The sequence below is a fragment of the Nitratidesulfovibrio termitidis HI1 genome, from assembly GCF_000504305.1.
GTDB lineage: Bacteria > Desulfobacterota > Desulfovibrionia > Desulfovibrionales > Desulfovibrionaceae > Cupidesulfovibrio > Cupidesulfovibrio termitidis.
Map to the genome: position 1 here is coordinate 4,204,730 of NZ_KI632512.1, position 22,630 is coordinate 4,227,359.

Annotated in this window: 18 protein-coding genes; 5 read left to right on the plus strand and 13 right to left on the minus strand. The window is 68.2% G+C overall.

Translation table 11 applies throughout. The features are described from left to right. The first annotated feature begins 66 nt into the window (after positions 1-66). Positions 67-1,074 carry a signal peptide peptidase SppA gene (gene sppA / locus DESTE_RS16835; protein ID WP_035069137.1) on the plus strand — a complete coding sequence of 336 codons (1,008 nt, stop codon included), beginning with the start codon at positions 67-69 and terminating at the stop codon, positions 1,072-1,074. 238 nt (positions 1,075-1,312) lie between these two features. Here sppA and DESTE_RS16840 read toward each other — a convergent pair whose 3' ends face one another. From DESTE_RS16840 to DESTE_RS16850, 3 genes are all read right to left on the minus strand, one after another. After that, entirely contained in the window at positions 1,313-2,266 is a 954-nt protein-coding gene (locus tag DESTE_RS16840) for an Mrp/NBP35 family ATP-binding protein (protein ID WP_035069140.1), read from the minus strand. A gap of 173 nt (positions 2,267-2,439) precedes the next feature. Next, positions 2,440-3,096 (minus strand): hydrogenase nickel incorporation protein HypB, encoded by a 657-nt coding sequence (hypB, locus tag DESTE_RS16845; RefSeq protein ID WP_035069143.1) that lies wholly within the window; start codon positions 3,094-3,096, stop codon positions 2,440-2,442. 9 nt (positions 3,097-3,105) lie between these two features. Continuing rightward, complete coding sequence (locus tag DESTE_RS16850; protein WP_084559511.1) at positions 3,106-3,450, minus strand: hydrogenase maturation nickel metallochaperone HypA; 345 nt, start codon at positions 3,448-3,450, stop codon at positions 3,106-3,108. A gap of 553 nt (positions 3,451-4,003) precedes the next feature. On the opposite strand from DESTE_RS16850, the gene DESTE_RS16855 reads away from it, so the two are divergent. Both DESTE_RS16855 and DESTE_RS18605 read left to right on the plus strand, forming a co-directional pair. Beyond that, positions 4,004-4,924 carry a tetratricopeptide repeat protein gene (locus DESTE_RS16855; RefSeq protein ID WP_035069148.1) on the plus strand — a complete coding sequence of 307 codons (921 nt, stop codon included), beginning with the start codon at positions 4,004-4,006 and terminating at the stop codon, positions 4,922-4,924. A 15-nt stretch (positions 4,925-4,939) separates the two neighbouring features. Further along, entirely contained in the window at positions 4,940-5,893 is a 954-nt protein-coding gene (locus DESTE_RS18605; protein WP_035069151.1) for an AMIN domain-containing protein, read from the plus strand. A gap of 150 nt (positions 5,894-6,043) precedes the next feature. Here DESTE_RS18605 and DESTE_RS16865 read toward each other — a convergent pair whose 3' ends face one another. Further along, complete coding sequence (locus DESTE_RS16865) at positions 6,044-6,241, minus strand: heavy-metal-associated domain-containing protein (protein ID WP_035069153.1); 198 nt, start codon at positions 6,239-6,241, stop codon at positions 6,044-6,046. Between the two features lie 198 nt (positions 6,242-6,439). On the opposite strand from DESTE_RS16865, the gene DESTE_RS16870 reads away from it, so the two are divergent. Then, complete coding sequence (locus DESTE_RS16870; RefSeq protein WP_156925401.1) at positions 6,440-9,256, plus strand: heavy metal translocating P-type ATPase; 2,817 nt, start codon at positions 6,440-6,442, stop codon at positions 9,254-9,256. Between the two features lie 211 nt (positions 9,257-9,467). Here DESTE_RS16870 and DESTE_RS16875 read toward each other — a convergent pair whose 3' ends face one another. The 6 genes from DESTE_RS16875 to DESTE_RS16900 form a co-directional block, all read right to left on the minus strand. Continuing rightward, complete coding sequence (locus tag DESTE_RS16875) at positions 9,468-9,890, minus strand: hypothetical protein (protein WP_035069156.1); 423 nt, start codon at positions 9,888-9,890, stop codon at positions 9,468-9,470. 472 nt (positions 9,891-10,362) lie between these two features. Next, positions 10,363-11,856: a UTP--glucose-1-phosphate uridylyltransferase gene (locus DESTE_RS16880; RefSeq protein WP_035070807.1), complete on the minus strand. Its 1,494-nt coding sequence runs from the start codon at positions 11,854-11,856 to the stop codon at positions 10,363-10,365. Between the two features lie 287 nt (positions 11,857-12,143). Continuing rightward, on the minus strand, positions 12,144-14,039 hold the full coding sequence (locus DESTE_RS16885; protein ID WP_035069159.1) for a UbiD family decarboxylase: 1,896 nt from the start codon (positions 14,037-14,039) through the stop codon (positions 12,144-12,146). A 382-nt stretch (positions 14,040-14,421) separates the two neighbouring features. Next, on the minus strand, positions 14,422-15,363 hold the full coding sequence (locus tag DESTE_RS16890) for a response regulator transcription factor (RefSeq protein WP_035069162.1): 942 nt from the start codon (positions 15,361-15,363) through the stop codon (positions 14,422-14,424). Between the two features lie 300 nt (positions 15,364-15,663). Next, the gene (locus tag DESTE_RS16895; protein WP_035069165.1) at positions 15,664-16,158 is read right to left on the minus strand and encodes a rubrerythrin family protein; all 495 of its coding nucleotides are present in this window, start codon (positions 16,156-16,158) and stop codon (positions 15,664-15,666) included. A gap of 283 nt (positions 16,159-16,441) precedes the next feature. After that, entirely contained in the window at positions 16,442-19,024 is a 2,583-nt protein-coding gene (locus tag DESTE_RS16900) for a type IA DNA topoisomerase (RefSeq protein WP_051384529.1), read from the minus strand. Between the two features lie 129 nt (positions 19,025-19,153). Here DESTE_RS16900 and DESTE_RS16905 point away from each other — a divergent pair, with 129 nt between their 5' ends. Beyond that, positions 19,154-19,945: an IMPACT family protein gene (locus DESTE_RS16905; RefSeq protein ID WP_084559512.1), complete on the plus strand. Its 792-nt coding sequence runs from the start codon at positions 19,154-19,156 to the stop codon at positions 19,943-19,945. Between the two features lie 18 nt (positions 19,946-19,963). Here the strand turns inward: DESTE_RS16905 and pgl are convergent, their stop codons facing one another. The 3 genes from pgl to DESTE_RS16920 all read right to left on the minus strand — a co-directional run bounded on the left by pgl (position 19,964) and on the right by DESTE_RS16920 (position 22,269). Further along, positions 19,964-20,701 (minus strand): 6-phosphogluconolactonase, encoded by a 738-nt coding sequence (gene pgl, locus DESTE_RS16910; protein WP_035069167.1) that lies wholly within the window; start codon positions 20,699-20,701, stop codon positions 19,964-19,966. Positions 20,702-20,971: 270 nt separating this feature from the next. Further along, positions 20,972-21,427: an OsmC family protein gene (locus tag DESTE_RS16915; RefSeq protein ID WP_035069170.1), complete on the minus strand. Its 456-nt coding sequence runs from the start codon at positions 21,425-21,427 to the stop codon at positions 20,972-20,974. A gap of 95 nt (positions 21,428-21,522) precedes the next feature. Then, positions 21,523-22,269, minus strand: a complete 747-nt coding sequence (locus DESTE_RS16920; protein ID WP_035069173.1) for an N-acyl homoserine lactonase family protein — start codon at positions 22,267-22,269, stop codon at positions 21,523-21,525. Positions 22,270-22,630: the final 361 nt, after the last annotated feature.

The following is a 22,630-nucleotide window of genomic DNA, read 5'->3' on the forward strand; positions in this document are numbered from 1 at the left end:
CGCCATCGACCGCGCATTGTCCACGGCCAGCCGGATGTGGTAGGTACCAGCGCAACGGAGGTTTTCATGACCACATCGCATTCTCCGCGCCCTGTCGCGCGCTTCCTGTCCGTTTTGGTACTGTTGGTGGCATGTTCGGCCCTGCTTGCCGGGTGCGGCGCGCGTTCGTCGTTCTTCGGCGGGCCGGATCCCTTCGGCGAGGAAACCGTGTTTGGAGAAGGCCGCAGCAAGGCCGTGCTCATCAACGTCAACGGCGTCATCGACAACCGGCCCAAGTCCGGCCTGTTCCGCGAACGGCCCGGCATGGTGCAGGAGGTGGTGGCGCAGTTGCGTCTTGCCGCCGAGGACCCGGACGTGAAGGCCGTCATCGTGGCCATCGACAGCCCCGGCGGCGGCGTTACCGCCAGCGACGTGCTGTACCACGAACTGATGCGCCACCGCGAACGCACCGGCCAGAAGGTCGTCGCCCTGATGATGGATACCGCTGCCTCGGGGGGATACTACACCGCCCTCGCCGCCGACCGCATCGTGGCGCATCCTTCCACGGTCACCGGCAGTATCGGAGTCATCTTCCTGCGGCCCGAGGTGGCCGGGCTCATGGACAAGATCGGCGTGCGCGCCGTGGTCACCAAGTCCGGCGACCACAAGGACATGGGGTCGCCCTTCCGCGAGGGTACCGACGAGGAACGCGCCCTGTTCCAGTCCATGATCGCCGACATGAACGGTCGTTTTCAGGGGCTGGTACGCGAACGCAGGCCCGCCAGCCACGGGCATGAAGCCGCATTCGCCGACGCGCGCATCCTCACCGCCCGTCAGGCCCTGGCCGCCGGGCTGGTGGACCGCATCGGCTACTTCGAGGACGCCCTGGCCGAAACCGCCAGCCTGACCGGCACCAGCGACCTGCGCGTGGTCACCTATCGCCGCGATCCCCTGCCCGGCGCCACCGAATACGCCACTGCCGCCACCCCCGCCGGGTCCGGTCGCATGGCGCTCATCGATCTGGGCCTGCCCGGCATGGACGCTGCCTCGCGTGCCGGGTTCCATTATTTGTGGCTGCCCGAGGCCGGGATGTAGAGAGGGGAGGAAAGAATATCGGGGGAAGGGAGAGAACTTTTGAAAAAGTTCTCTCCCTTCCCCCGAGCCCCCATCCCTCTCTCAAAACTTTTCCCTAGGTTGTTTTCACGGGGGTCAAGTAGCCCCTGCTGTGTGATTGCAACAGGGGTACAAAGGACCAAATGAAAAGTTTGGGAGGTTGGGGGGGCGGGGGAAGGAACCTTTTTCAAAAGGTTCCTTCCCCCGGTTGCTTTTGCAATTACCCCTGCGGCGCGTCCGCTTCCACCAGCGCATCCACGATGGTGCGCAGCACGGTGGCGGCGGGGCGGTCGGGGTGCGAGGCGATGTAGATGTTGCCTTCATCCCCAGCGCGGACGATTTCCGGGTCCAGCGGCACAGCGCCCAGGAAGGGCACGTTCATTTCCTTGGCCAGGCGTTCGCCGCCGCCCTGTCCGAACAGCGATTCCACGTTGCCGCACTTGGAACAGACGATGCCGCTCATGTTTTCGATGACGCCCAGCACCGGCACGTTCAGGTCTTCGCAGAAGCCCAGCGAACGGCGCACGTCGTCCACGGCCACGGCCTGCGGCGTGGTGACGATGAGCGCACGGGCGGCGTCGCCCAGCAACTGGAGCACGGACAGCGGTTCGTCGCCGGTGCCGGGGGGGCAGTCCACCACCAGAAAGTCCAGTTCGCCCCAGGCCACGTCGGACAGCAGTTGCTTGATGAAGCCCATCTTCACGGGGCCGCGCCAGATCACCGCCTGGCGGCCATCGGGCAGAAAGAAGCCCAGCGACATGACCGAAAGCGAGACGCCCTCGCGCCACAGCACGGGCTGGATGGTGTCGCCGTCAACGTCGGCCTGAGCGGCGTCCAGCTTGAGCAGGCGGGGGATGGACGGGCCGTGCACGTCCACGTCCAACAGGCCCACGCGCTTGCCCGCAAGGGCAAGACCGGCGGCAATGTTGGCGGCGGTGGAGCTTTTGCCCACGCCCCCCTTGCCGGACATGACCACGATGGTGTTGCGGATGTGCGACAGGGTGGCTTGCAGGCGGGCCTCTTCGGCCTGCTGTTCGGGCGTGGGGCCACCGCACCCGCCGCCGCAGCCGGAGCTTGCAGCAGGAGAGGGAGAAGAGGGGCAGCCTTCGGGATTTCCGGCGGAGCCGCAACCGGCCGCGCTGGGGCAGCCCTGACAGGAAGAAGAATCGCTCATGGGGTGTTGCCTCCGGCAATGGCATACCCCCGGAACCGTCCGGGCACACACAGGGCGCCGGACGGGCCGGGGGGTGAATTCGGCGTCGGTACGAGGATGCTTGCCCGACGTATGCTACTGTAACCACGCGCCTGCCATGCCGCAAGCCCGTGGCGATGATGTTCCGCCTGCCGCTACCCGCGCTTGGCGGTCCGCGCCGTGCGCAGCCAGTCGTACCAGCCTTCCAGCCCTTCGCCGCTGCGGCAGGACATGGGGAAGATGGTCAGCCCCTTGTTCAGGTGTGTGGCAAAGCGCTTGGCCCGCTCCACGTCAAAGTCGACGTAGGGCAAAAGGTCCACCTTGTTCAGCAGCATGACGGTGGAAAGATTGAACAGCAGCGGGTATTTTTCGGGCTTGTCGTCGCCCTCGGTCACGCTGAGCAGGGCCACCTTGTGGTCTTCGCCGCAGTCGAATTCCACCGGGCAGACCAGGTTGCCCACGTTCTCGATGAACAGGATGTCGATGTCCGCGAGGTCGAAGTTGGACAGCGCTTCGAGGATCATGTTGCTGTCCAGGTGACAGCCGCCGTCGGTGTTGATCTGCACGGCCTTGGCCCCGGTGGCGGCCACGCGGCGGGCGTCGTTGTCGGTTTGCAGGTCGCCTTCGATGACCGCCATGCGGAATTCGCCGCGCAGGTCGGACAGGGTGCGTTCAAGCACCGAGGTCTTGCCCGCGCCGGGCGAACTGATCATGTTCAGGACCAGAATGCCGTGCCGGGCGAACAGGCCTTTCAGTTGCACGGCCATCTTGTCGTTGGCTTCCAGCACGTTCCTGACCACGGGTATTTCCACGCTAGCCCCCTATTCAGCTTCGATGTGTTCGACGTACAGCTCGCGCCCGGCCAGCACGTGGTGCCCGGCTTCCTCGCCGCAGGCGGGGCAGGGCGCGAACAGCAGTTCCTTGCCCTGCGGCTCGAATTCCTTGCCGCAGCCGCCGCACAGCAGCTTCACCGGGGCCATGGCCAGTTCCAGTCTGGCGCCCTCGAAGTCGGTGCCGATGGTCATGGCCTCGAAGGCGAATTCCATGGCCTCGGGAACGAGGTTGGCCAGCGCGCCGAAGCGCACGCGGACCAGCAGCAGCCGGGTGGCGGAGTGCTTGGCCAGCTCTTCCTGAACGATGGAGATGACGCTGGATGCGACGGACATTTCATGCATCCGGCATGGATAAAGGAAAAGCCACGGCGCGTCCAGTTGGGGCGACGGCGGGCAGAGTCTTGCGCTGCCGTGCCGCAGCATGCCCCGCCCGGTCTACCTTGGCCCGGCCCAGTCCGGTCTTGTCTGGTCCAGCCCAGCCCAGTCCGGTCCGGTGCGGTTCGATCCGATCCGGCCCGATCCGGCCCGATCCGGCCCGATCCGGCCCGATCCGGCCCGATCCGGCCCGATCCGGCCCGATCCGGCCCGATCCGGCCCGATCCGGCCCGATTCGGTTCGGCCCGGCCCGGTCCGGTCCGGTTTGATCCGGTTCGGTCCGGTTCAACTGGGTTAGTCCGGGATTGCGTGTTCCGGGGGATCCAGGCGGACACGGGAGAATCGTGACGGCGACCAGCGCGACCAGCGCAACGGGCGCAACGGGCGCAACGGGCGCGTTGCCGCCGCCGTCCCGCATGTCTCGGCCCGTTTGCAACGCCCGCGAAAAAGGGTACATCTGGGCCCGGCGCGCCTGCGTCACGCGGCACGCCGTGTCGTGACAGGAGCAGATATGGAGACCGGCATCTTCAAGGGCGTCTATTCCAGCGTCGAGCCTCGCCAACCCGGCAGGCCCGGCGGCGGGGCACCGGGGCGCACCGCCGCGCGCAAGCGCTACTGGTTCGTGTGGGAGCACGACGCGGGCGGGTACGTGGTGCAGCCCCTGTCGGCCAGCATGGAGCCCACGGGCGAGCGCCGTGCCGTCAGCAGGGCGGAACTGGCGCGCGGCTTTGCCTTCGAGCCGGACATCCTTGCCGTGCCGATCAGGACCGCCCCCATGGCCGCTGCCTACGGAGAGCGCGAGGGCGTTGTCCGGCCAGCGTCTTCCGGCCAGGCCGAGGCTGACGGTGCAGATTCCGCCAGCCCCGTCAATCTGATTAATTCCGCCAATCTGGCCCGGCAGGCCCGACAGGCGAGCCCGTCCAGCGGCGGCGGCCAGACATCCGGCATGGCCGCCGGGCGTGATGCGTCCCGCCGTTCCGGCGACATCGCCGGGCACGAGGTGGGCGCGCAGACCGAACGTGCGTTGCGGGCGGACTTCGCCACCGCGCTGGCCCAACTGCGGCGCGGCGACCGCGACCGCGCCGTGCGCGCGCTGGAACGGCTGGCCGAAGCCCCCGGCGAATTCGTGCCCGCCCATCGCCACATGTTCACCGATTTCGGCATCAACCTGCGCAAGAGCAAGCTGCCGCGCATCGCCATCCGGCATCATCTGCGCGCACTGGACCTTTCGCCGGACGACAGCCACGTGCATTTCAACATCGCCCGTGCCTACTACGACATGGGCGACATGGAACGGGCGGAACGGCACCTGCGTGCATCGCTGGACCTGTCGCCCGACCTCGATCCCTCGCGCCGTTTTCTCGACTTTGTGCTGGAACGGAAGACTGGCGCCGCCAACGATGATGGGACGACCCGCAAGGCCGCCCGGTAAGGAGACTTTCTAGAGATGAACAAAACCATCGCCATGCTGATCCCCACCGTCGTGCTGTTCGCCATGGCGCTCATCCTGTTCAACCATTTCGGCTCCGGCGACGAAAAGTCCGCCCCGGCGGATGGCCCCTCCGTGCAGGCCCCGATGCAGAGCCCCGCGCAGGGGCAACCCCAACCGGGCCAGTCTGGGCTACCGGGGCAACAGGGACAACAGGGACAACCGGGCATGCCTTACTTCGAGCAGGGCGGACAGGGCGCCCTGGCCCCCGGCCAGTCCGGCGGCCAGCCCGGTGGCATGATGACCGAAACCCCGGCGGGCATGGTTTCGCCCGGCGAGGGCGAATCCGCCGTCGCCCCGACCGGCCCCGCGGGTTCGGCCGCGTCTGGCGAACCGCGCACCGCGCTGGGCCGCATGGCGTCCAAGTCAGGTGCCGATCTTGCCACCCCGCTGGAAAGCAAGAAGAAGGAACCCGCCAAGGGCACGGAAAAGGCCGCACCCGCCAAGCAGGCGGTGAAGGCCGCTCCGGCTCCTGCCAAAGACAGGGCTGAAAAGGCCGCCCCTGCCGCCAAGCCCCAGGCCGTCACATCCGCCGCACCCGCCGCCGCCACGCAGACGGCCCCGGCCAAGGCCGCTGCCGCGCCGACTGTGCCGCAGACGGCCAAGGGCGACCATGCCATCACCTCGGCCACCATCAAGTTCTCGGGCAGCACGGCCATCCTGCACCTGCAAGGCGATGCGCCCATCCAGTACAAGTACATCGTGTTGCCCAACCCCGACCGGCTGGCCCTGGACCTGGTCGGCGCATGGTCGGTGTCCGCGCCTGTGGTGCCATCCAACCGGGTCATCGAGAAGGTGCGCGTGGGTCGCTACGGTGAAAACACCCGCATCGTGCTGGACCTGAAGGCCGCGCCCACCAAGCATGAAGTGGTGAAGAGCGGGGATAAGGGCATCGAGGTCCGCGTCCAATAAGCTTCGGCACACTTGCCTTGATTGCCTGATTCGGAAACAGCCCCTGACTATCGAGATACTTCGCAAACGCAAAAAGCGGGATGGCATGCGCCGTCCCGCTTTTTTCATGTCCGCCGTCCGAAAAGGGGCGCGGCGTGCGGCCCGAAGGGGCTATTCCACGTCGAATCCGGCCTTGCGGATGGCGGCCTTCACGGCATCCACGTCCACCGGGGCCGTTTCCGTCCATACGGCCTCGCCCTTTTCCAGGCTGACGTCCACGTCCTTGACGCCGGAAACCCCGGCAACGGCCTTGGTTACGGACATCTTGCAGTGATTGCACGACATTCCCTTCACGGTAACGCTGGGCATGGCTGGCTCCTTGGCTTGCGGGTCATGAATGTTGCGCGTGCCCTTGCCTTGCGGCGGGCACGGGATTACTTGAATGAGAACGCCTTTCAACAACATAGGCTCCGGGGTGCGGTTTGGCAACAGGCCGCCGTGGTCCGGGGCTGTCGTTTCGGTCGGCGCAGGGGCAGTCGCCCCGTACCGCTGACCCCAGGAGCCCGCATGACCACGCCCGACGAATTGCCCGGCGCTTCGCCGCAGCCCACCGCCTCTTCCGGTAGCCCTTCCGTTGCGAACGGGGATGCCTCTCCAGACCTGTCCCGGCCCGACTTGTCCCGGCCCGGCTTGTCCCGGCCCGGCTTGTCTCGGTTGGTCATGCCGGTGCGCGGCATGACCTGCGCGGTGTGCGCGGGACGCATAGAGCGCATGGTGGGGCAGATGGACGGGGTGTCGCGCATCAGCGTGAACCTGGCCACGGAGACCATGGATGTGGCATGGAACCCCGCCGCCCTGCATCTGGACGACATTGCCGAGCGGGTGAAGGACCTTGGCTTTGAGGCAGTGTTGCCCGACCCCGCATCTGCCGCCGGGCAGGACGACGGACTGCTGCGCTACGCCGTGCGCGGCATGCACTGCGCGGCGTGCTCCGCGCGCATCGAACGTGCCGTGGGCCAGATGGAAGGCGTGGCCGCCGTCACCGTCAGCCTGGCCACGGAAACGGCGCAGGTCACACCCACACCCGGCCTTGCCCCGGATGCGGCGGATGCCCTGGCCGCCGCCATTCCCGCACGCATCGCGGAACTGGGGTTCGAGGCGGAACGCATCCTGCCCCGGCAGGATTCGGGCGTCGCCCTGTGGGAATCCCAGCGAGAGGAAGCCGCCGCGCGCCTCGCCCGCATGCGCGGCAAACTGGTGCATGAATTCGCCTTCACCATTCCGTTGCTGGTGCTGTCCATGGGGCACATGGCGGGCCTGCCCCTGCCCGCCTGGCTCGACCCGCACCACGCGCCGCTGGCCTTCGCGCTGGCGCAACTGCTGCTGACGCTGCCGGTGATGTGGTTCGGGCGCGATTTTTACCGCATCGGCTTCGGCAATCTGGCGCGCCTCGCCCCCAACATGGATTCACTGGTGGCCGTGGGCACGGGCGCGGCCTTTGCCTACAGCCTGTGGAACACCGTGGAGATCGGCCTTGGCGTGGAAGTGGCCCGGCGGGTCATGGACCTGTACTACGAGTCGGCGGCGGTGCTCATTGCGCTGGTGTCGCTGGGCAAGTACTTCGAGTTGCGCTCGCGCACCCGCACGTCCGAGGCCATCAAGGCCCTGATGGAGCTTGCGCCCGACACCGCCCTGCGCATGGAAGGCGGCGAGGCGCGCGAGGTGCCCGTGGCGTCCGTCCGGGCCGGTGATCGGCTGCTGGTGCGGCCCGGCACGCGCATCGCCGTGGACGGCGTGGTGGAAGAAGGCGCCAGCAGCGTGGACGAAGCCATGCTGACCGGCGAAAGCCTGCCCGTGACCAAGAACCCCGGCGACCCGGTGGCGGGCGGCACCATCAACCGGCACGGTTCGTTCGTCATGCGGGCAGAGCGCGTGGGCGCGGATACCGTGCTGGCCCGGATCATCCGGCTGGTGCAGGATGCCCAGGGGTCGAAGGCCCCCATCGCCAATCTGGCCGACCGGGTGAGCCTGTGGTTCGTCCCGGTGGTGATGGCGCTGGCGGTGCTGGCGGGTGTGGCATGGTACGCCGCCGGGGCGGAATTCACCTTTGCCCTGCGCATATTCGTGGCGGTGATGGTCATTGCCTGCCCGTGCGCCATGGGCCTTGCCACGCCCACGTCCATCATGGTGGGCACCGGGCGCGGCGCGCAGCTTGGCGTGCTGATCAAGAGCGGAGAGGCGTTGGAGCAGGCCGGGCGGCTGACCGCGCTGGTGTTCGACAAGACCGGCACGCTCACCGTGGGCAGCCCGCATCTGACAGACATTGTGGCGCTGGCGGACGTGGTGGCGCTGACGGATACCGCAACGGCGAGCGCGGCAGGGGAGACAACACCGGTCTCCGGCAGCGCGCCCGGTGACGAGCTTGGTGACGAATCCATGCTGGTGCGTCTTGCCGCCTCGCTGGAAGCCCTGTCCGAGCATCCCCTGGCCGAGGCCGTGGCTGCCGGAGCCACGGAGCGCGGCCTTTCCTCGTGGCCGGTGCAGGACTTTCTGGCCGTGCCCGGCAAGGGGGTGCGCGGCAGCGTGGCGGTGGATGACGGCGCGCAGCGTGTCGTCGCCATCGGCAATGCGTCCTTCATGGCGGCGGAGAACGTGGCCGGGCATGATGCGGCCAGCGTCACCGCACGCGCCGATGCGCTGGCCGAGCAGGGCCGCACGCCGCTGTACATGGCCGTGGATGGCCGCATGGCCGCCCTGCTGGGCGTGGCCGACCCGCTGAAGCCGGAAGCCCCGGCAGTGGTGCGCCGCCTGCGTGGCATGGGCGTGCGCGTGGTGATGCTGACCGGCGACAACAAGCGTACCGCCCTGGCCGTGGCGCGGCAGGCGGGCATTGACGACGTGCGCGCCGAAGTGCTGCCCGACCAGAAGGAGCAGGCCATCAGCGCCTTGCAGGCCGAAGGGCATGTGGTGGGCATGGTGGGCGACGGCATCAACGACGCCCCGGCCCTGGCCCGCGCCCAGGTGGGCATCGCCATGGGCACCGGCATCGACGTGGCGGTGGAGGCGGGCGACATCGTGCTGCTGCGCGGCGGGCTGGACGGGGTGCTCACGGCCCTTGCCCTCAGCCGGGCCACGGTGCTCAACATCCGCCAGAACCTGTTCTGGGCCTTTGGCTACAACGTGCTGGGCATTCCCGTGGCGGCAGGGGTGCTGCATGCCTTTGGCGGGCCCACCCTGTCGCCCATGATCGCGGGCGGGGCCATGGCGCTTTCGTCGGTTTCCGTGGTCAGCAATGCGTTGCGGTTGCGTTTCTTTACGCCGGATGGCGGGGCGGAAGTTCAGTCTGCGAACAGGCCGGAAGCAGCCCCGGGCAAGGACGCATAGCCCCACGCCGCAGGGCAAACGCAAGGGGCGCCGGATCGTGATGATCCGGCGCCCCTTGCCGTTCCGTCCGGTTACCCGGTTGTCCGGTGTCCGGTTGGGATGTTTGCGCGTGCTGCTGCCGCCGTGTTCAGGCTGTTACCCTGTCCGGGCCCCCGTTTTTCGCATGCGGGCCGCAGGGCGGGCGCTGCCGGTGCAGCAAGAGCACAACGGCTCAGTATTCCTTGATGTACTCGTCCAGGCTGTCGGCGGTGCAGTTGCGGCTGACCCAGTAGGCGGCGGCCCAGACCATCAGCGCGGTGGCCTGGGTGTCGTCCAGGCGTTTCAGCTTGGCTTCCAGGCTGGCCTTGCTGGCCCCGTGCTTGGTGTGCACCATGCCCACGTCGCAGGCGTCCATGACCCGCAGCAGCAGATAGGACAGCCGCGTGTGGTCGGGCAGCAGGCGCAGGTCCTTGTGGGCCTCGATGATGGTCTTGAGTTCCGGCCCGGAAAAGATGCTCTTGATGGAGGAAATGGCGCGGAAGAAGGTATCCACGGCCCATGGCAGGATGAATTCCGCCCCGGCGCTCTTGGTGCGGAAGTAGTCCTTGAGCCAGCGTTCCTGATCCGACGATATCCTGGCGGCAACCTGAGGCATGTTCGCCCTCCCTGCTCGGGGTGCGGCTGTCGTCCTGCGGGGGCGGTGACGGCGGCGCGGCACGACGTGCTCCACCCGTGCGTCTCCGTTCCGGCGGGCCGGGCCGCATGGCCTGCATGCGCGCCACACGGGCGCAAGCAATTGCCAAGCATGCCCCCGTGCACACCGGTCTCACGGGGCACGTTAGGTCAGAGCGAAAAAAAGCTCAAGAAAAAATCTAGAAATGGCCGCGCGTGGTTACGGCGTGCGTGTGCGTGCGGTGGCGCACGTTGGCTGCGGGTACGGGGGCGCAGGGCCACGCGGCGGAGGGCAGCGGGTGGAAAAAGGACGAATGCGTTGTGCCACGGGGTGAAGACGCCCGCTGTGGTGCGCGGTTGCAGGCACGACAACGGACGCGGCTGCGCCGGGGGACACGACGGCTGCGCCGGGGGACACGACGGCTGTGCCGGGGGATGCACCCGCGGCCACGCGGCTACAGGTACACTTCGCCTTCCAGCACCGCGCCGTGGGGGATGGCCGCCTGCATGCACGAGGGATTGCGCACCACCGCCCGCCCGCGCACGGTGACATCACCGCCGAACAGCACGTCGCCGTGCACGGCCAGTGCATCGCAGTGCAGCAGCGATGGCGCCCCGTGCGGAAAGCGGGCCATCAGCCTGTCCCAGGTGCCGTAGTGCGCGCCATCCAGTTCCACCAGCACGTTGGCGGTGGTGCAGGCAGGATTGGGGCGCACGCGGCCGTCGGGGTCCAGCAGGGTTCGGTCGGACCACAATACCAGCAGGTCGCTGCACCGTTTCACCGGCAGAAAGCGCTCGCGCCGGGTGACGATGGCCCGCGCCTTGGGGAACAGCGAAATGGCCGCGCCCATGGCCGTTTCCACCTGCCAGACCTTTTCCGAATCGGGGTCGCGCGGGTTCACGGTCTTGGGGTTGCGGATCATGGGCAGGCGCAGCAGGCCGTGTTCGTCGATGTGCTGGCGCAGGGCGCGCAGGTCCAGCCAGATGTTGTTGGTGTTGAACAGCCCATACCGGGCGATGTCCTGGAAGCGGGGCAAATCCCCATCCGGGCACTGGGCCAGTTCGCGCAGCACCAGCCCGCCGTCGCGCGAGCGGGCCAGATGGCCGCCCTTGCGGTCGGACGGGGTGCGCGGCGCGCATTCCATCAGGAAGGGGATGGCCTCTTCCATGAGGTAGCCGAGAATGGCCGGGTCCAGCGTGGCCCCCAGGTTGTCGGCGTTGGAGATGAGCGCGTAGCGGCGGCCCGATTCCAGCAGCCGGACAAGGTGCCCGGACAGGGCCAGGGCGGCGTACAGGTCGCCGTGGCCGGGCGGGTTCCATTCCAGGTCCGGGTTTTCCGGGTACTCCACGGGCAGCAGGGTGGCCCGGGACACCTTGGGAAAGCGGTGCTGCAAAAAGGTGCCCGGCCTGCCGGTGTGTTGCAGGCCCAGCACGTCCAGCGCGCGCAGGGTGTCCTGATGGGTGGAGAAGCTGTTCATGAACAGCAGGGGCGAAGGCCCGCCGTGGCTGCGGCGCTGGTGCTCGGCCTGGCGCACGATGAGTTCGAGAAAGGTGGCCCCGTCCTTGGCGGGCAGCAACGACTTGGCGTGGGTCATGCCCATGCTGGTGCCAAGGCCGCCGTTCAGCTTGATGCAGGCGGCCTCGCGCAGGCGGGCGCGCCCGGTGGCGGCGTAGGGGGCAAGATCGTCCAGCAGGGGCAGGTCGTCGCGTCCCACGGGCAGGATGTCCGCTTCGGGGATCAGCCCGGTGCTGCCGCAGGCCAGTTCCTCCAGGTAGGAGGCGAACAGCGCCACCAGCGGGGACGGCAGCCCGGCGCGAGCCATCTTGGCGGCGAATGGCTGCAAGGCGACGGTGCACGTGCCGGTGTCCGCGTCCATACCGGGGATGCGGGCGGGGGCGATGGAGGGGGCGGCGGGCCGGGTCAGCAACTCGGAGCCGGAATGGGACATGGCAACCTCTGCGAACGGTGCGAAGCTATCCCGGCGGCGTGCAGGGGGCGCCACCGAAGGGATGGGCATGCAAGAATGCCTTAAATGTAGCACAAGTTCAAGAAATGGACAGCGGAAAAGGGGTGTTGCGCGCGGCGAGCGGGTGACGGGCGTGTGGCGGAATGCCGTGCGGGTGCATAAAGTGGAATATCCGCAAACCGTTACCAAAGAAGAAAACGGCACGGCGATCTGGTCGCCGCGCCGCCGTGATGTGCGGGGTCGTGAACGAGGCAGGAAAGAGGGAGAAGCTACAGATACCCGTGCAGCGGACCGCCGGGCGCTGCCAGCGCGTCCACGCGGCGTTCCACGTCGGGGTCGGTTTCCAGCGCCGGTGCATGGAACGACTTCAGCCGCGCGTCGATGACCAGCGGGCCGGTGCACCCCCAGTGCTTGCAGTGGGTGAATTCGCCCGCGCCGTACATGTCGGTGGCCGGGTCTGACCGGGTGAAGACCACCCACAGGAAGTTCTCCCAGTTGGCGGCGGTGAAGGCCGGGTCGTCCACCACCACGAACAGGGGCAGGCCATCCAGCCCGTGCGCATGGGCCAGCCGGGCGGCCAGCGCATGCATGGCGGGGTCGTGCTGGTCACGCCTTGCGGTATGCCTGGGCCCGCGCAGCACCACGATGCCCCTGCCGAACAGGCGCGGATCGCCGAAGGCGCCGCCGCCTGCCATCGTGGCCTCACCGTCTTCGGATCGGGCATCAAGCGGCAGGTCGCCGGGCAGGTTGTCGGCCAGTTGCCGCTTGCGCGGGCCCGCCGCCGCCCAGACCAGCTTGGAGCCCTGATTCAGGCTGATGCCGGTGTAATCCAGGGTGTCGATGGTGGTGCGGGTGACGAAGTGCAGGTCGCGGGTGAAGTCGGTGCGCTCCAGCATGTGCGTGAAGAAGCCGGGGAAGTCGTGCGTGGACATGGAGGGGGCGTCCTCGTGGGCCATGATCAGCACGTACTTGGAAAGCGAGGTCTGGGTGGAACCCAGCAGGGCCATGCCGCAGGTGATCAGTTCCTGCGGTTGGCGTTCACCGGCGTAAGGCACGTAGCGTTCGCTGCCGACGGCCAGCAGCAGCGGGTGCACCCCGGCGGCGTCCACGGCGTGGATTTCGCGCACGCCCGCGAACACCTGGGGCACCAGGTCGGCGGTAAGCTGGTGGATGAAGTCGCCGAACACGGTGTCTTCCTGCGGGGGGCGGCCCACCGTGGTGAACGGCCAGATGGCGTCCGGGCGGTGGTGCACCGCGTCCACCCGCAGCACGGGAAAGTCGTGCGCCAGGCTGTAGTAGCCGAGGTGGTCGCCGAAGGGGCCTTCCGGCTTCTGGTAGGGGGCGATGGTGCCGCTGATGCAGAAGTCGGCCTCCGCCAGAATGGGCAGGCCACCGGGGCGGCGCGATTGACGGGACTGGCGAATCATGGGGATGCGGAACCCCGCCAGCGCCCCGGCGAACAGGATTTCGGCAAGGCCTTCCGGCAGGGGCATGACGGCGGACAGGGTCATGGCGGGCGGCCCGCCCACGAAGACGTTCACCTTCAGCGGTTCGCCCCGGCGCAGGGCCTGGGCGTGGTGGTACCCGATGCCCCGGTGAATCTGGTAGTGCAGGCCCACCTCGCGGTCCTTCTCGTAGTCCGGTCCGTCCAGTTGCACGCGGTACATGCCGATGTTGGACTGCATGGGACCGGGGGCGTCGGGGCTTTCGGTGTACACCTGCGGCAGGGTGACGTAGCCGCCGCCGTCCATGGGCCACGAGATCAGGCGCGGCAGGTCGCTGATGGCGCAGCGGTGGCGTAGCACCGGCCCATCGGACACGGATTTCGGCAGCATGGACCACAGGGCGCGCGGCACGCCGGTGTAGCGCAGCGGGTGGCGGAAGGCGTCGAAGGGGTCCAGCTTCAGGCGGAAGATGCCTTCCACGGCGCGCAGGGTGTCGCGAAAGATGAATTTCGTGCGCTCCATGGTGCCGAACAGGTTGGCCAGCATGGGAAAGCGACAGCCCTTCACCCGCGTGAACAGCATGGCGGGTGCGCCCGCGCGGTAGGCGCGGCGCTGGATGGCGGCGATTTCGAGGTTGGCGTCCACCTCTGCGTCGATGCGCACGAGGTGCTTGTGGCGTTCAAGGTCGGCGACGCAGGCGGAAAGAGTGCGGTAGGTCACGGGGTCCTCGTGCTGGGCGTGATGGCTATGGTTCGCGCGGGCCGGGCGGTGTGCCGCAGGGAGTGCGGTGGCGGTTGGTCATGACCGGGGGGATTGGCGATGCCCGGCGGCGCGGCGATGTTCGGGAATGCGACAATGCGACAAGCTTGCCCGCGACGCAAGTCCGGAGTGGGGCAAGGGACCCACCGAGCCGGACGGGCCGGGTGGGCGGGGCGAGCCAGGCTGGTACGTCTGGCCTGTCTGGCAGCGGGGACGGATGTTCAGGCGGACGGGATGGGAAGGACACGGTGGAGGCGGCGGACGCAGAGAGAGAGGAATGGCGCGGTCCTCGTTGGCGATGTCGGCTGGGCAAGCCCGCCGCGATGCCGGATCGCGCGGGGCGTCAGTCCGCTTCCAGCCGGTAGCCCACGCCACGCACCGTGCGCAGGCGCGTGCCGCCTGTGGGGACGGAGGGGCCGTACGCATCGGGGGCTCGGGAGCCTGCCGCGCGTTCCAGCGTGCGCCGCAGGCGCGAGACGAGCACGTCAACTGCATGGGGGGCATGGGGGGCATGGGGGGCATGGGGCGCGTGAGGGGCGGGAGAGCCATTGTCGGGCGCCAGCGCGGCATAATCCAGGCACCAGTGGGCAATGTCCGCCCGTGGCACCACGCTGCCCGCCCTGCGCAGCAGCAGTTCCAGCAGCAACCGTTCCTGCGGGTGCAGGGGAAGGGGGCGAAAGTCGCGGGTGGCGCGCCCACTGACCGGGTCGAACACGATGTCGCCCAGCGCCAGCACCCCGGTGGCCAGCGGCCCTCTGCCGGGCGGAGCGGCCAGCCCTGCTGCCCGCAACGCGGTAACCAGCGCCCCGGCGGCAAACGGCGCGCGCAACAGGTGGGCGGACGCACCCAGACCTGCGGCGCGCAGGCGGCGCGATTCCTGGCGGGCCGTGGAGGTATGCAGCAGGATCAATGGGATGCCAGGGGGGATGCCAGGGGGGATGCCAGGGGGGATGCCAGAGGGAATACCGGGGAAGGCTCTGGAAGGTCGGGCGGGGGGAGACCGGTCGCCCGTGTCATCACCGCCCGTGTCATTACCGCCCGTGTCATTACCGCCCGTGTCATCACCGCCTGTTCCGGGGCCCGGGCACGGCGGGGCCAGCAAATCCAGGTCGGCCACCAGCGCATCCGGTTCAGGATGTACCATGGGGGCCGCTCCTGCCGGGGCCGACATACCCGCATCCGCAACCGAAGGCAGTTCCACCACCAGCCGCAGCCCTGCCTCGGCAAGAGGGGCGGTCATGTGCGCGGCAATGCGCGCGTCGGCAGTGCGGAGCAGGATCAGCATGGGTATCCCGGAGCGGAGAAGCGGGTGCGCATGAGCCGGGATACTGCACCCACCGCACGGTGTCGAGCGCGGCAGGCCCGAACGCGTCAGGCGAACGGGCGCGTCAGGCGAACGGGGGCGGCAGAGGGACGGGGGCGGCAGAGGGACGGGCGCGGCAGAGGGACGGGCGTGGCAGAGGGGCGGGGGCGCGCCGGGATCGAACGCGCAAATGACGGGAGGGCCCCGGTGATGCACGCCAGGACCCTCCGAAAGGGTGCGCCGTCCGCGCAGGGAGCGGAGGGTCACCTTGAAGAATACGGACTACGCGACCTTGTAGAACGCGGAGGCCGCGGCGTTGCAGATGGGGCACTTGTCGTCGTGCGGGCCTTCGTGGGTGTAGCCGCACACGGAACACACGTAGTAGTCCACGTCGGCGAGGGCAGAGGGGTTTTCCAGCGCCTTCTTGTAGAGGTTGGCGTGCACCTCTTCCACGGCGTTGGCCCAGCCGAAGTAGCGCGCGGGCACCTTTTCGCCTTCGGCTTCGGCCTCGGCGATCATCTGCGGGTACATCTTGGTGAATTCGTAGGTCTCGCCGTCGATGGCGGACTTGAGGTTGTCGAGGGTGGAACCGATCTTGCCCGCGTTGCGCAGGTGGCCGTGGGCGTGGATGGTTTCCGCCTCGGCGGCGGCGCGGAACAGCTTGGCGACCTGCGGCAGGCCTTCCTTGTCCGCCTGCTTGGCGAAGGCAAGGTACTTGCGGTTGGCCTGGGATTCACCGGCAAAGGCCGCCATCATGTTCTCGTGGGTCTTGCTCATCGATATGCTCCTTGTTGGTTTCGGTGCGGTGTTCCTTGTCAGGAACAATTCCTATTTAGACGCCATCCTCGATCTTGTAAAGCATTTTTTTGAAAAAAGACGGAAAGAAATCGTCGAGAGCATACGCCATCCATCCGGACGGGGGAAGGGCGAGCGCGTGGAAACGGGGAACGCAAAAGGGCCGCAGGCGGGAGTGCGGCACGGACAGGGCTGAGGCCCGGATGCGGAGAAGAGAAAAGGAAATGCCGCCCCCGGAATAAGGGCATGGCGGGGGGGCTAGGTGTCAGCGTTGCCGGGGGGCGTCGGTCGCGCCTGGTGGGTCTGGCGTGCCTGGTGAGTCCTGCGTGCCCGGCGTAGTGGACGTCTCTGGGGTGTCGGACGCGCCGGAGGCAGCGTTTTCGGCAAGCTGTGTGCTTTCTTCCGTCTGTTGTTGCTGGGTGGCAGGGCCATCCGCAGCCCTGCGCGGCCCGTCAGGCACGAATTCGGGGCGCAGACGGCCTCCTTTCAGCACCAGATGCGCCCGGAACGGCTTGCCCTGGCGCGAGGTGAAGTCCATGGCCTGCGCCGTGCGCCCGGTGGCCAGCAGTTCGCGCGCCGTTGGCTCGTCCAGTTCGCGCCCGAAGGAGGTGCGCCAGATGATGAACGGGCAGCGACCGCCATTGGCAGTGGCAGGGGACGTTCCGCCGTTCTCGCCTCCGTTCGGCGCGGCGTCTGGCCCGCCATTTGTCGCGTCGGCCTTTTTCGCGCCGCGCCTGGCGCGTGCGGCGTCCTGCCCCGCGCCGTCGTCCCCGTTTGCCGCCTTGCCGCGTTTTTTGGCGGGTGGTTGCCCGGAGCAGGCCCAGCCGCGCGGGGTTTCGCGCACCTCGCCGCCGCACAGGGGGCACAGGCCGTCGGGCGTGCGGGCGTACCGTTCGGACGCCGTGTCCAGCAGGCGGTCCAGGTTGCGCCCGCCCACCCGCTTGATGCGGTGCACGCCGTGCCACACGCTTTCGCGTATGCCGTGCATGAATTGCGGATAGGTGGCGGTGCCCGCCTCCATGTCCTTGAGGGCCTTTTCCCACGTGCCGGTCAGTTCTGGCGAGGCCACGTCGGGCAGCAGCGCCTCTATGACCTCGGCCACCTGCATGCCCCGGTCGCTGGCGATGAGCCGCTTGCCCTGCCTGCCCGCGTAGCCGCGCTGGAGCAGCGTTTCGATGACCTGGGCGCGGGTGGCGGGGGTGCCGAGGCCGCGTTCCTTCATGGCCTGGCGCAGTTCCTCGTCCTCCACCAGCTTTCCGGCGGTTTCCATGGCCGCCAGCAGCGAGGCATCGGTGTAGTGCGCCGGGGCCTTGGTCTGGCGGGTCACCCGGCGGATGTCGTCGGTGTGCAGTTTTGCGCCCTTGCGCAGGGGCGGCAGGGGGGTGTCCTCCGCCGCGCGCCACGGTTCCACGGCCAGCCAGCCCTTTTCCTTGAACACCTTGCCCCGCGCGATGAAGGCGTGCTCGCCCACCTTCACCGTGACGGTGGATGTGGCGAATTTGGCCTCGGCGCAGAAGGCGGCGATGAACCGGCGGCAGATCATTTCGTAGATTTGCCGTTCCGGCTGCGAGAGACGGGCCGGGTCGCCCTTGCGGGCGGTGGGGATGATGGCGTGGTGGTCGGTGACCTTGCGGTCGTCCACGCAGGCGAACTTGATCTTGCCGGACTTGATGCGCGTGACCGCCAGCATGGTCTCGTCCGGGTACAGGTGGTGAATGGCCCGGAAGTGGTTCAGGATTTCCGCAAACAGTTCCTTGGTCAGGTGGCGGGAATCGGTACGCGGGTAGGTGATCAGCTTGTGCGTTTCGTACAGCGCCTGGGCGTGGGCCAGGGTGTCCTTGGCGGACAGACCGAAACGGGTGTTGGCTTCGCGCTGGAGGGTGGTCAGGTCGAAGGGCAGGGGCGGCTGCTGGCTGCCCGCCTTGCTGGCCACAGATTCCACCACGCCTTCGCGTCCGGTGCAGGCATCGGCGATGGCCGTGGCCTCGTCCTCGCTGTCCACGCGGGTTTCGCGCAGTTCCGGCGGGCGGTGCCATACGGCGGGAAAGGGGGCCGGCGTGTCCGGCATGTTTGGCGTGCCGGGGGCGGGGGATGAGGCATCCGAAGACGCAGGGGAAGGCGTTGCTCGATCGGCGGCGGCAGCTTCATCACCCTGCGTGGCGCGACCCTTGCCGCCGGGGGTGAACACCCCCTCCACGGTCCAGAAATCCTGCGGCACGAACTGTTCGATTTCGCGGCGGCGGGCGGTGAGCAGGCACAGCACCGGGGTCTGCACGCGTCCCACGGAGACCAGGCCGCCGGTCCTTACCGTGAACAGGCGCGAATAGTTCATGCCCACCAGCCAGTCGGCCTCGGCCCGGGCAAAGGAGGCCAGTCCCAGGTTGCGCTTTTCCGCGTCGGGCAGCAGGCGGGCAAGGCTTTTGCGCAGGCCTTCTTCGGTCATGTCGCTGGCCCACAGGCGGCGCACCGGTTTGGCGCACTCGGCCATCAGGTAGATGCGCCGAAAGATCAGCTCGCCTTCGCGCCCGGCGTCGGTGGCGTTGATGACGCCGGTGACGCGCTCGTCGGTGAGCAGGCGGCGCAGCACGGCGAACTGGTCCGCCGTTTCAGGCAGCACCCGCAGCCGGAAACGCGGCGGCAGCATGGGCAACTGGTCCAGGGTCCAGCGACCCGCCCAAGCCGGGTCCTGCTCTTCCGGCTCGGCAATGCCCACAAGATGCCCCACGGCCCAACTGACCAGATGGTCCGGCCCTTCCAGAAAGCCCGCGCGGCGCTGCGTGGCGCCCACGAGGGGGGCCAGTTCACGCGCCACGGAGGGCTTTTCGGCGATGATCAGGGTCTTGGGCATGGTTATCCGGGTGTGTGCCGGGGCGTAAGGTGAAAGGTTGCATCGCGGGAATGCGGTGCGCGGGCGCGTCGTCGGGTGGCCTGCTCGGCAGCTTGACCCGCCACTGGTGGGCGGCTACAGCCGGAGACCATGACCGACCAGCGTATCTCTACCCCATCCGGAGCCGAGCCGGGAACGGAATCCGCACCTGCTGCGGCGCAGCCCGCGCCCGCTCGTTACCCGGTGCCCTTTCTGCCCGGCCAATCGGGCAGGGAGGACGCGGCAGGGCACGAGGCCCTGGCGCAGGGGGCGGAACTGCTCCGCATCACCGGGTTCGCCGGGGGCGTGTACCGGCGGGAAGACTCCATCAAGCGCAGCCGGTTCATCGTCAGCGTGGCCCATGCCCCGGACACGGCCACGGCGCGGGCCTTCATGGATGCGGTGCGCGCCGAATTCGCCGACGCCACCCACAACTGCTGGGCCTTTGCCGCCGGTCCGCCGGGCGACACAGCCCGCATCGGATGCAGTGACGACGGCGAGCCCCACGGCACCGCCGGACGCCCCATGCTGCAACAACTGTTGCACGGCGGCGTGGGCGAGGTGGCGGCGGTGGTGACACGATATTTCGGCGGGGTCAAGCTGGGCACCGGCGGGCTGGTGCGCGCCTACGCCACCATGGCCCGGCTGGGGCTGGACGGCCTGCCCCTGCGCCGGCGCATCGTGCCCGCACGGGTGTCCGTGGTGCTGGCCCACGGCAGGGCCGGGGCCCTGCGGCGGCTGCTGCCCGCGTACGAAGCGGCCATCCTGTCCGAAGTGCACGGGGCCGACGTGGAATGCATCATCGGCCTGCCCGTGGAGCACTCCCCCGCGTTCATGGCCGCCGTCATCGACATGGCCGCCGGTGAGGCGCTGGTGGACGTGCTGCCCCCGGCGGAAGAGTGACCAGATAGCCGTCAGCCGCTATCCTTTTGCCGCCCCTTCATCGACAATCCACACCAGATCCCCGTTGGCGGGCTTCACGAACTGCGCGGGCAGGGTGGGTTCCGCCAGCAGGTCCAGCGCCCGCGCCAGCACGGGGTGCTTTTCCCTGCCGGAAACAAGGAACACGCAGCAGCGGGCGTTGTTCAGTACCGGCAGGGTCAGGGTAAGCCGGTCGCTCTTGGTGGACGGCACGTATTGGTCGATGACCAGCCGCGTGCGCTCGGCAAGGCCCGTCCCGTCGGGGAACAGCGAGGCGGTGTGGCCGTCTTCGCCCATGCCCAGCAGCACCATGTCGAAACGGGGCCAGGCCCCGTTCTCCAGGTCGAAATGTTCGCGCAGCAGCGATTCGTAGGCGGCGGCCCCTTCCATCGGGTCCATCTCGCCCTTCATGCGGTAGAAGCGGGTGGCCGGGGCCAGCGACAGCAGTTCGCGCCGGGCCACGCCGTAGTTGCTCTGCGGGTTGTCCGGCTCCACGCAGCGTTCGTCCACCCAGTACACGGCGATCTTTTCCCACGGCAGGCGGTCGAGCCAGGCCGGGGTGGCCAGCAGGCGGAACAGCGGGATGGGCGTGCTGCCCCCGGACAGGGCCAGGGTGAACACGCCGCGCGCGGCCACGGCCCGTTCACAGCGTTCCAGCAGCAGGTGGGCGGTCTTTTCGGCCATGGCGGCCGGGTCCTTCATGACGTGCAGGGCAAGGTTGACGGAACGGTGAGGCATGGCGGCTCCGGGGCGGCGATTCTGGTTGGCGGTTCGTTGCGGGGGCGGGTGAAGCTGACGATGCGCCCCGCATGGAACGGCATGTCGAACATGAGGAATCTGCCACAGGACCGCCCGCGTGGGAATGGGCAAAGGGGGCGCAATGCCGCCCGGCAAGGTCAGTGTGCCTCATGAATGCGACAGTGCCGTGGCGGACCACGGCGCTGCGGGGACAGGCGAAACGGATGATGCGTCGCCAACGGGCAAAAGGGTTTTAACGCCATGAGGTGGTTATGCCAGGACAACCTCGAACGCAGGCGGCGTCATGATGTGCTTCTTCACGGTGCACAACTCCACGGCGCGCACCAATGCATCGCGGTACTCGCCGGGAAAGCCCAGTGGCGGGGTGACCACGAAGGTCATGCGGGTGACCTGAAAGCCCTTGGGCGCGAATTCGCAGCCCACGCGGATGCCGAGGCCTTCCGTGGATATCTTGCGCGCCTCGCAGAAGCGTTGGGCGTACACGCCCGCGCAGGTGGCCAGCGAAGCAAGAAACAGGTCGAACGGCGTGGGTCCCGTGCCATCGCCGCCGTCCTTCACCGGCTGGTCGGTGTGGATGATGGTGGCGGCGGCTGGGGTGCCCGGAGCAGCGTCCGGCGCATCCTGCCCGGTGGGGGCGGCGGGGTGGAGGACGGCGTCGATCTTCATGCCGCCATTGAAGGCGACGTCGATGAACTTCATGGTCATTCGAGGCTCCTGTGGATGTTCCGACGTTCAGGTGCGGTGAGCGGGCGCGGGAACGGCGCGCCGCATCCGGTGCGTAGAGGTGTGGCGGCGCAGGCTCAGCCGATGGTCTCCATGCGGGCAAAGCGCGGTTCGTGCAGCGGAAGGACGATGTCCGCCTGCTCCTTCACCTTGAGCATGATGTCGTAACCCAGCTTGGGGTTGATGCAGGTGCCGGGAGGAATGACCTCCATCTCCATGCCCCGGATGGCGGCGGGCGGGTTCATGTTTTCGTCGATGATGCAGAACCCGGTGATGGCGGCGGTGCCCTGTTCCGTATCCACGAACACGGTCAGGCCGCCCTCGGTGTGCACCGGGGTGTGCACCACGCGGATGCCGGGCAGGATTTCGCGCTCTTCTTCCGTGATCACGCGCAACTGGCCGTTGTCTTCCACGTCGGTGATGTAGTCTTCAAGGTAGCGGAAATCCAGCGGGTGCGGGTTGTGGATGGACTCCAGTTCCTTTTCGTGCACCCAGATTTCCGCGTTTTCGCACTTGTAGTCGTTTTCGCAGTGGTCGTTGTGCAGGTGGGTGTGGATGACCACGTCGATGTCCGCCGGGGTGAGGCCGAATTTGGCCAGCCCCGCCTCGAAGGTGTAGATCTTGCCGCCCAGGGCCGCCTCGCGGTCGGGCGAGACGATGGGGTTCAGCTCGCCGGTGTCCACCAGGATGCGTTTGTCGCCGCCCTCGATGTACCAGGCGTAGATGGGGATGGTGTAGGGCGTGCCGTAGTCGTGCTGGTAGGTCATCATACCCTTGTCGAACACCTTGGACCCCATGACGATGGGGTGGATGCGGTACTTCATGCGACGCCTCGCGTGCTGACGGTTGCCGGAAGGTGCCCGGACCCACGGCAAGCGTGCGGCCGGGCGGGGTGCCGGGCGCGTCCCACGTGCGTCCGGACAATGGCGGCTTTCGATGGCCTTCGGAACTTGTCGTGCATCCGTGGGCCGTTGCGGTCCATGGATGCACTGCCGGAAGGGGCGCGCCCCGCCACGGGGCAGAGAGTAAGCACTTCCGCTGCGCTTGTCACGATTCCCTCCCATTCTGGTGGGAAATAGGGCGGCGGGCAGTATCGGGCGCCTCGGCGAATCTTTCGTGCCTGCGCATCCGTCGGGCACGTGGGCTGAAACGCGAAGCGCCCCGGCATCGTTGCGGTGCCGGGGC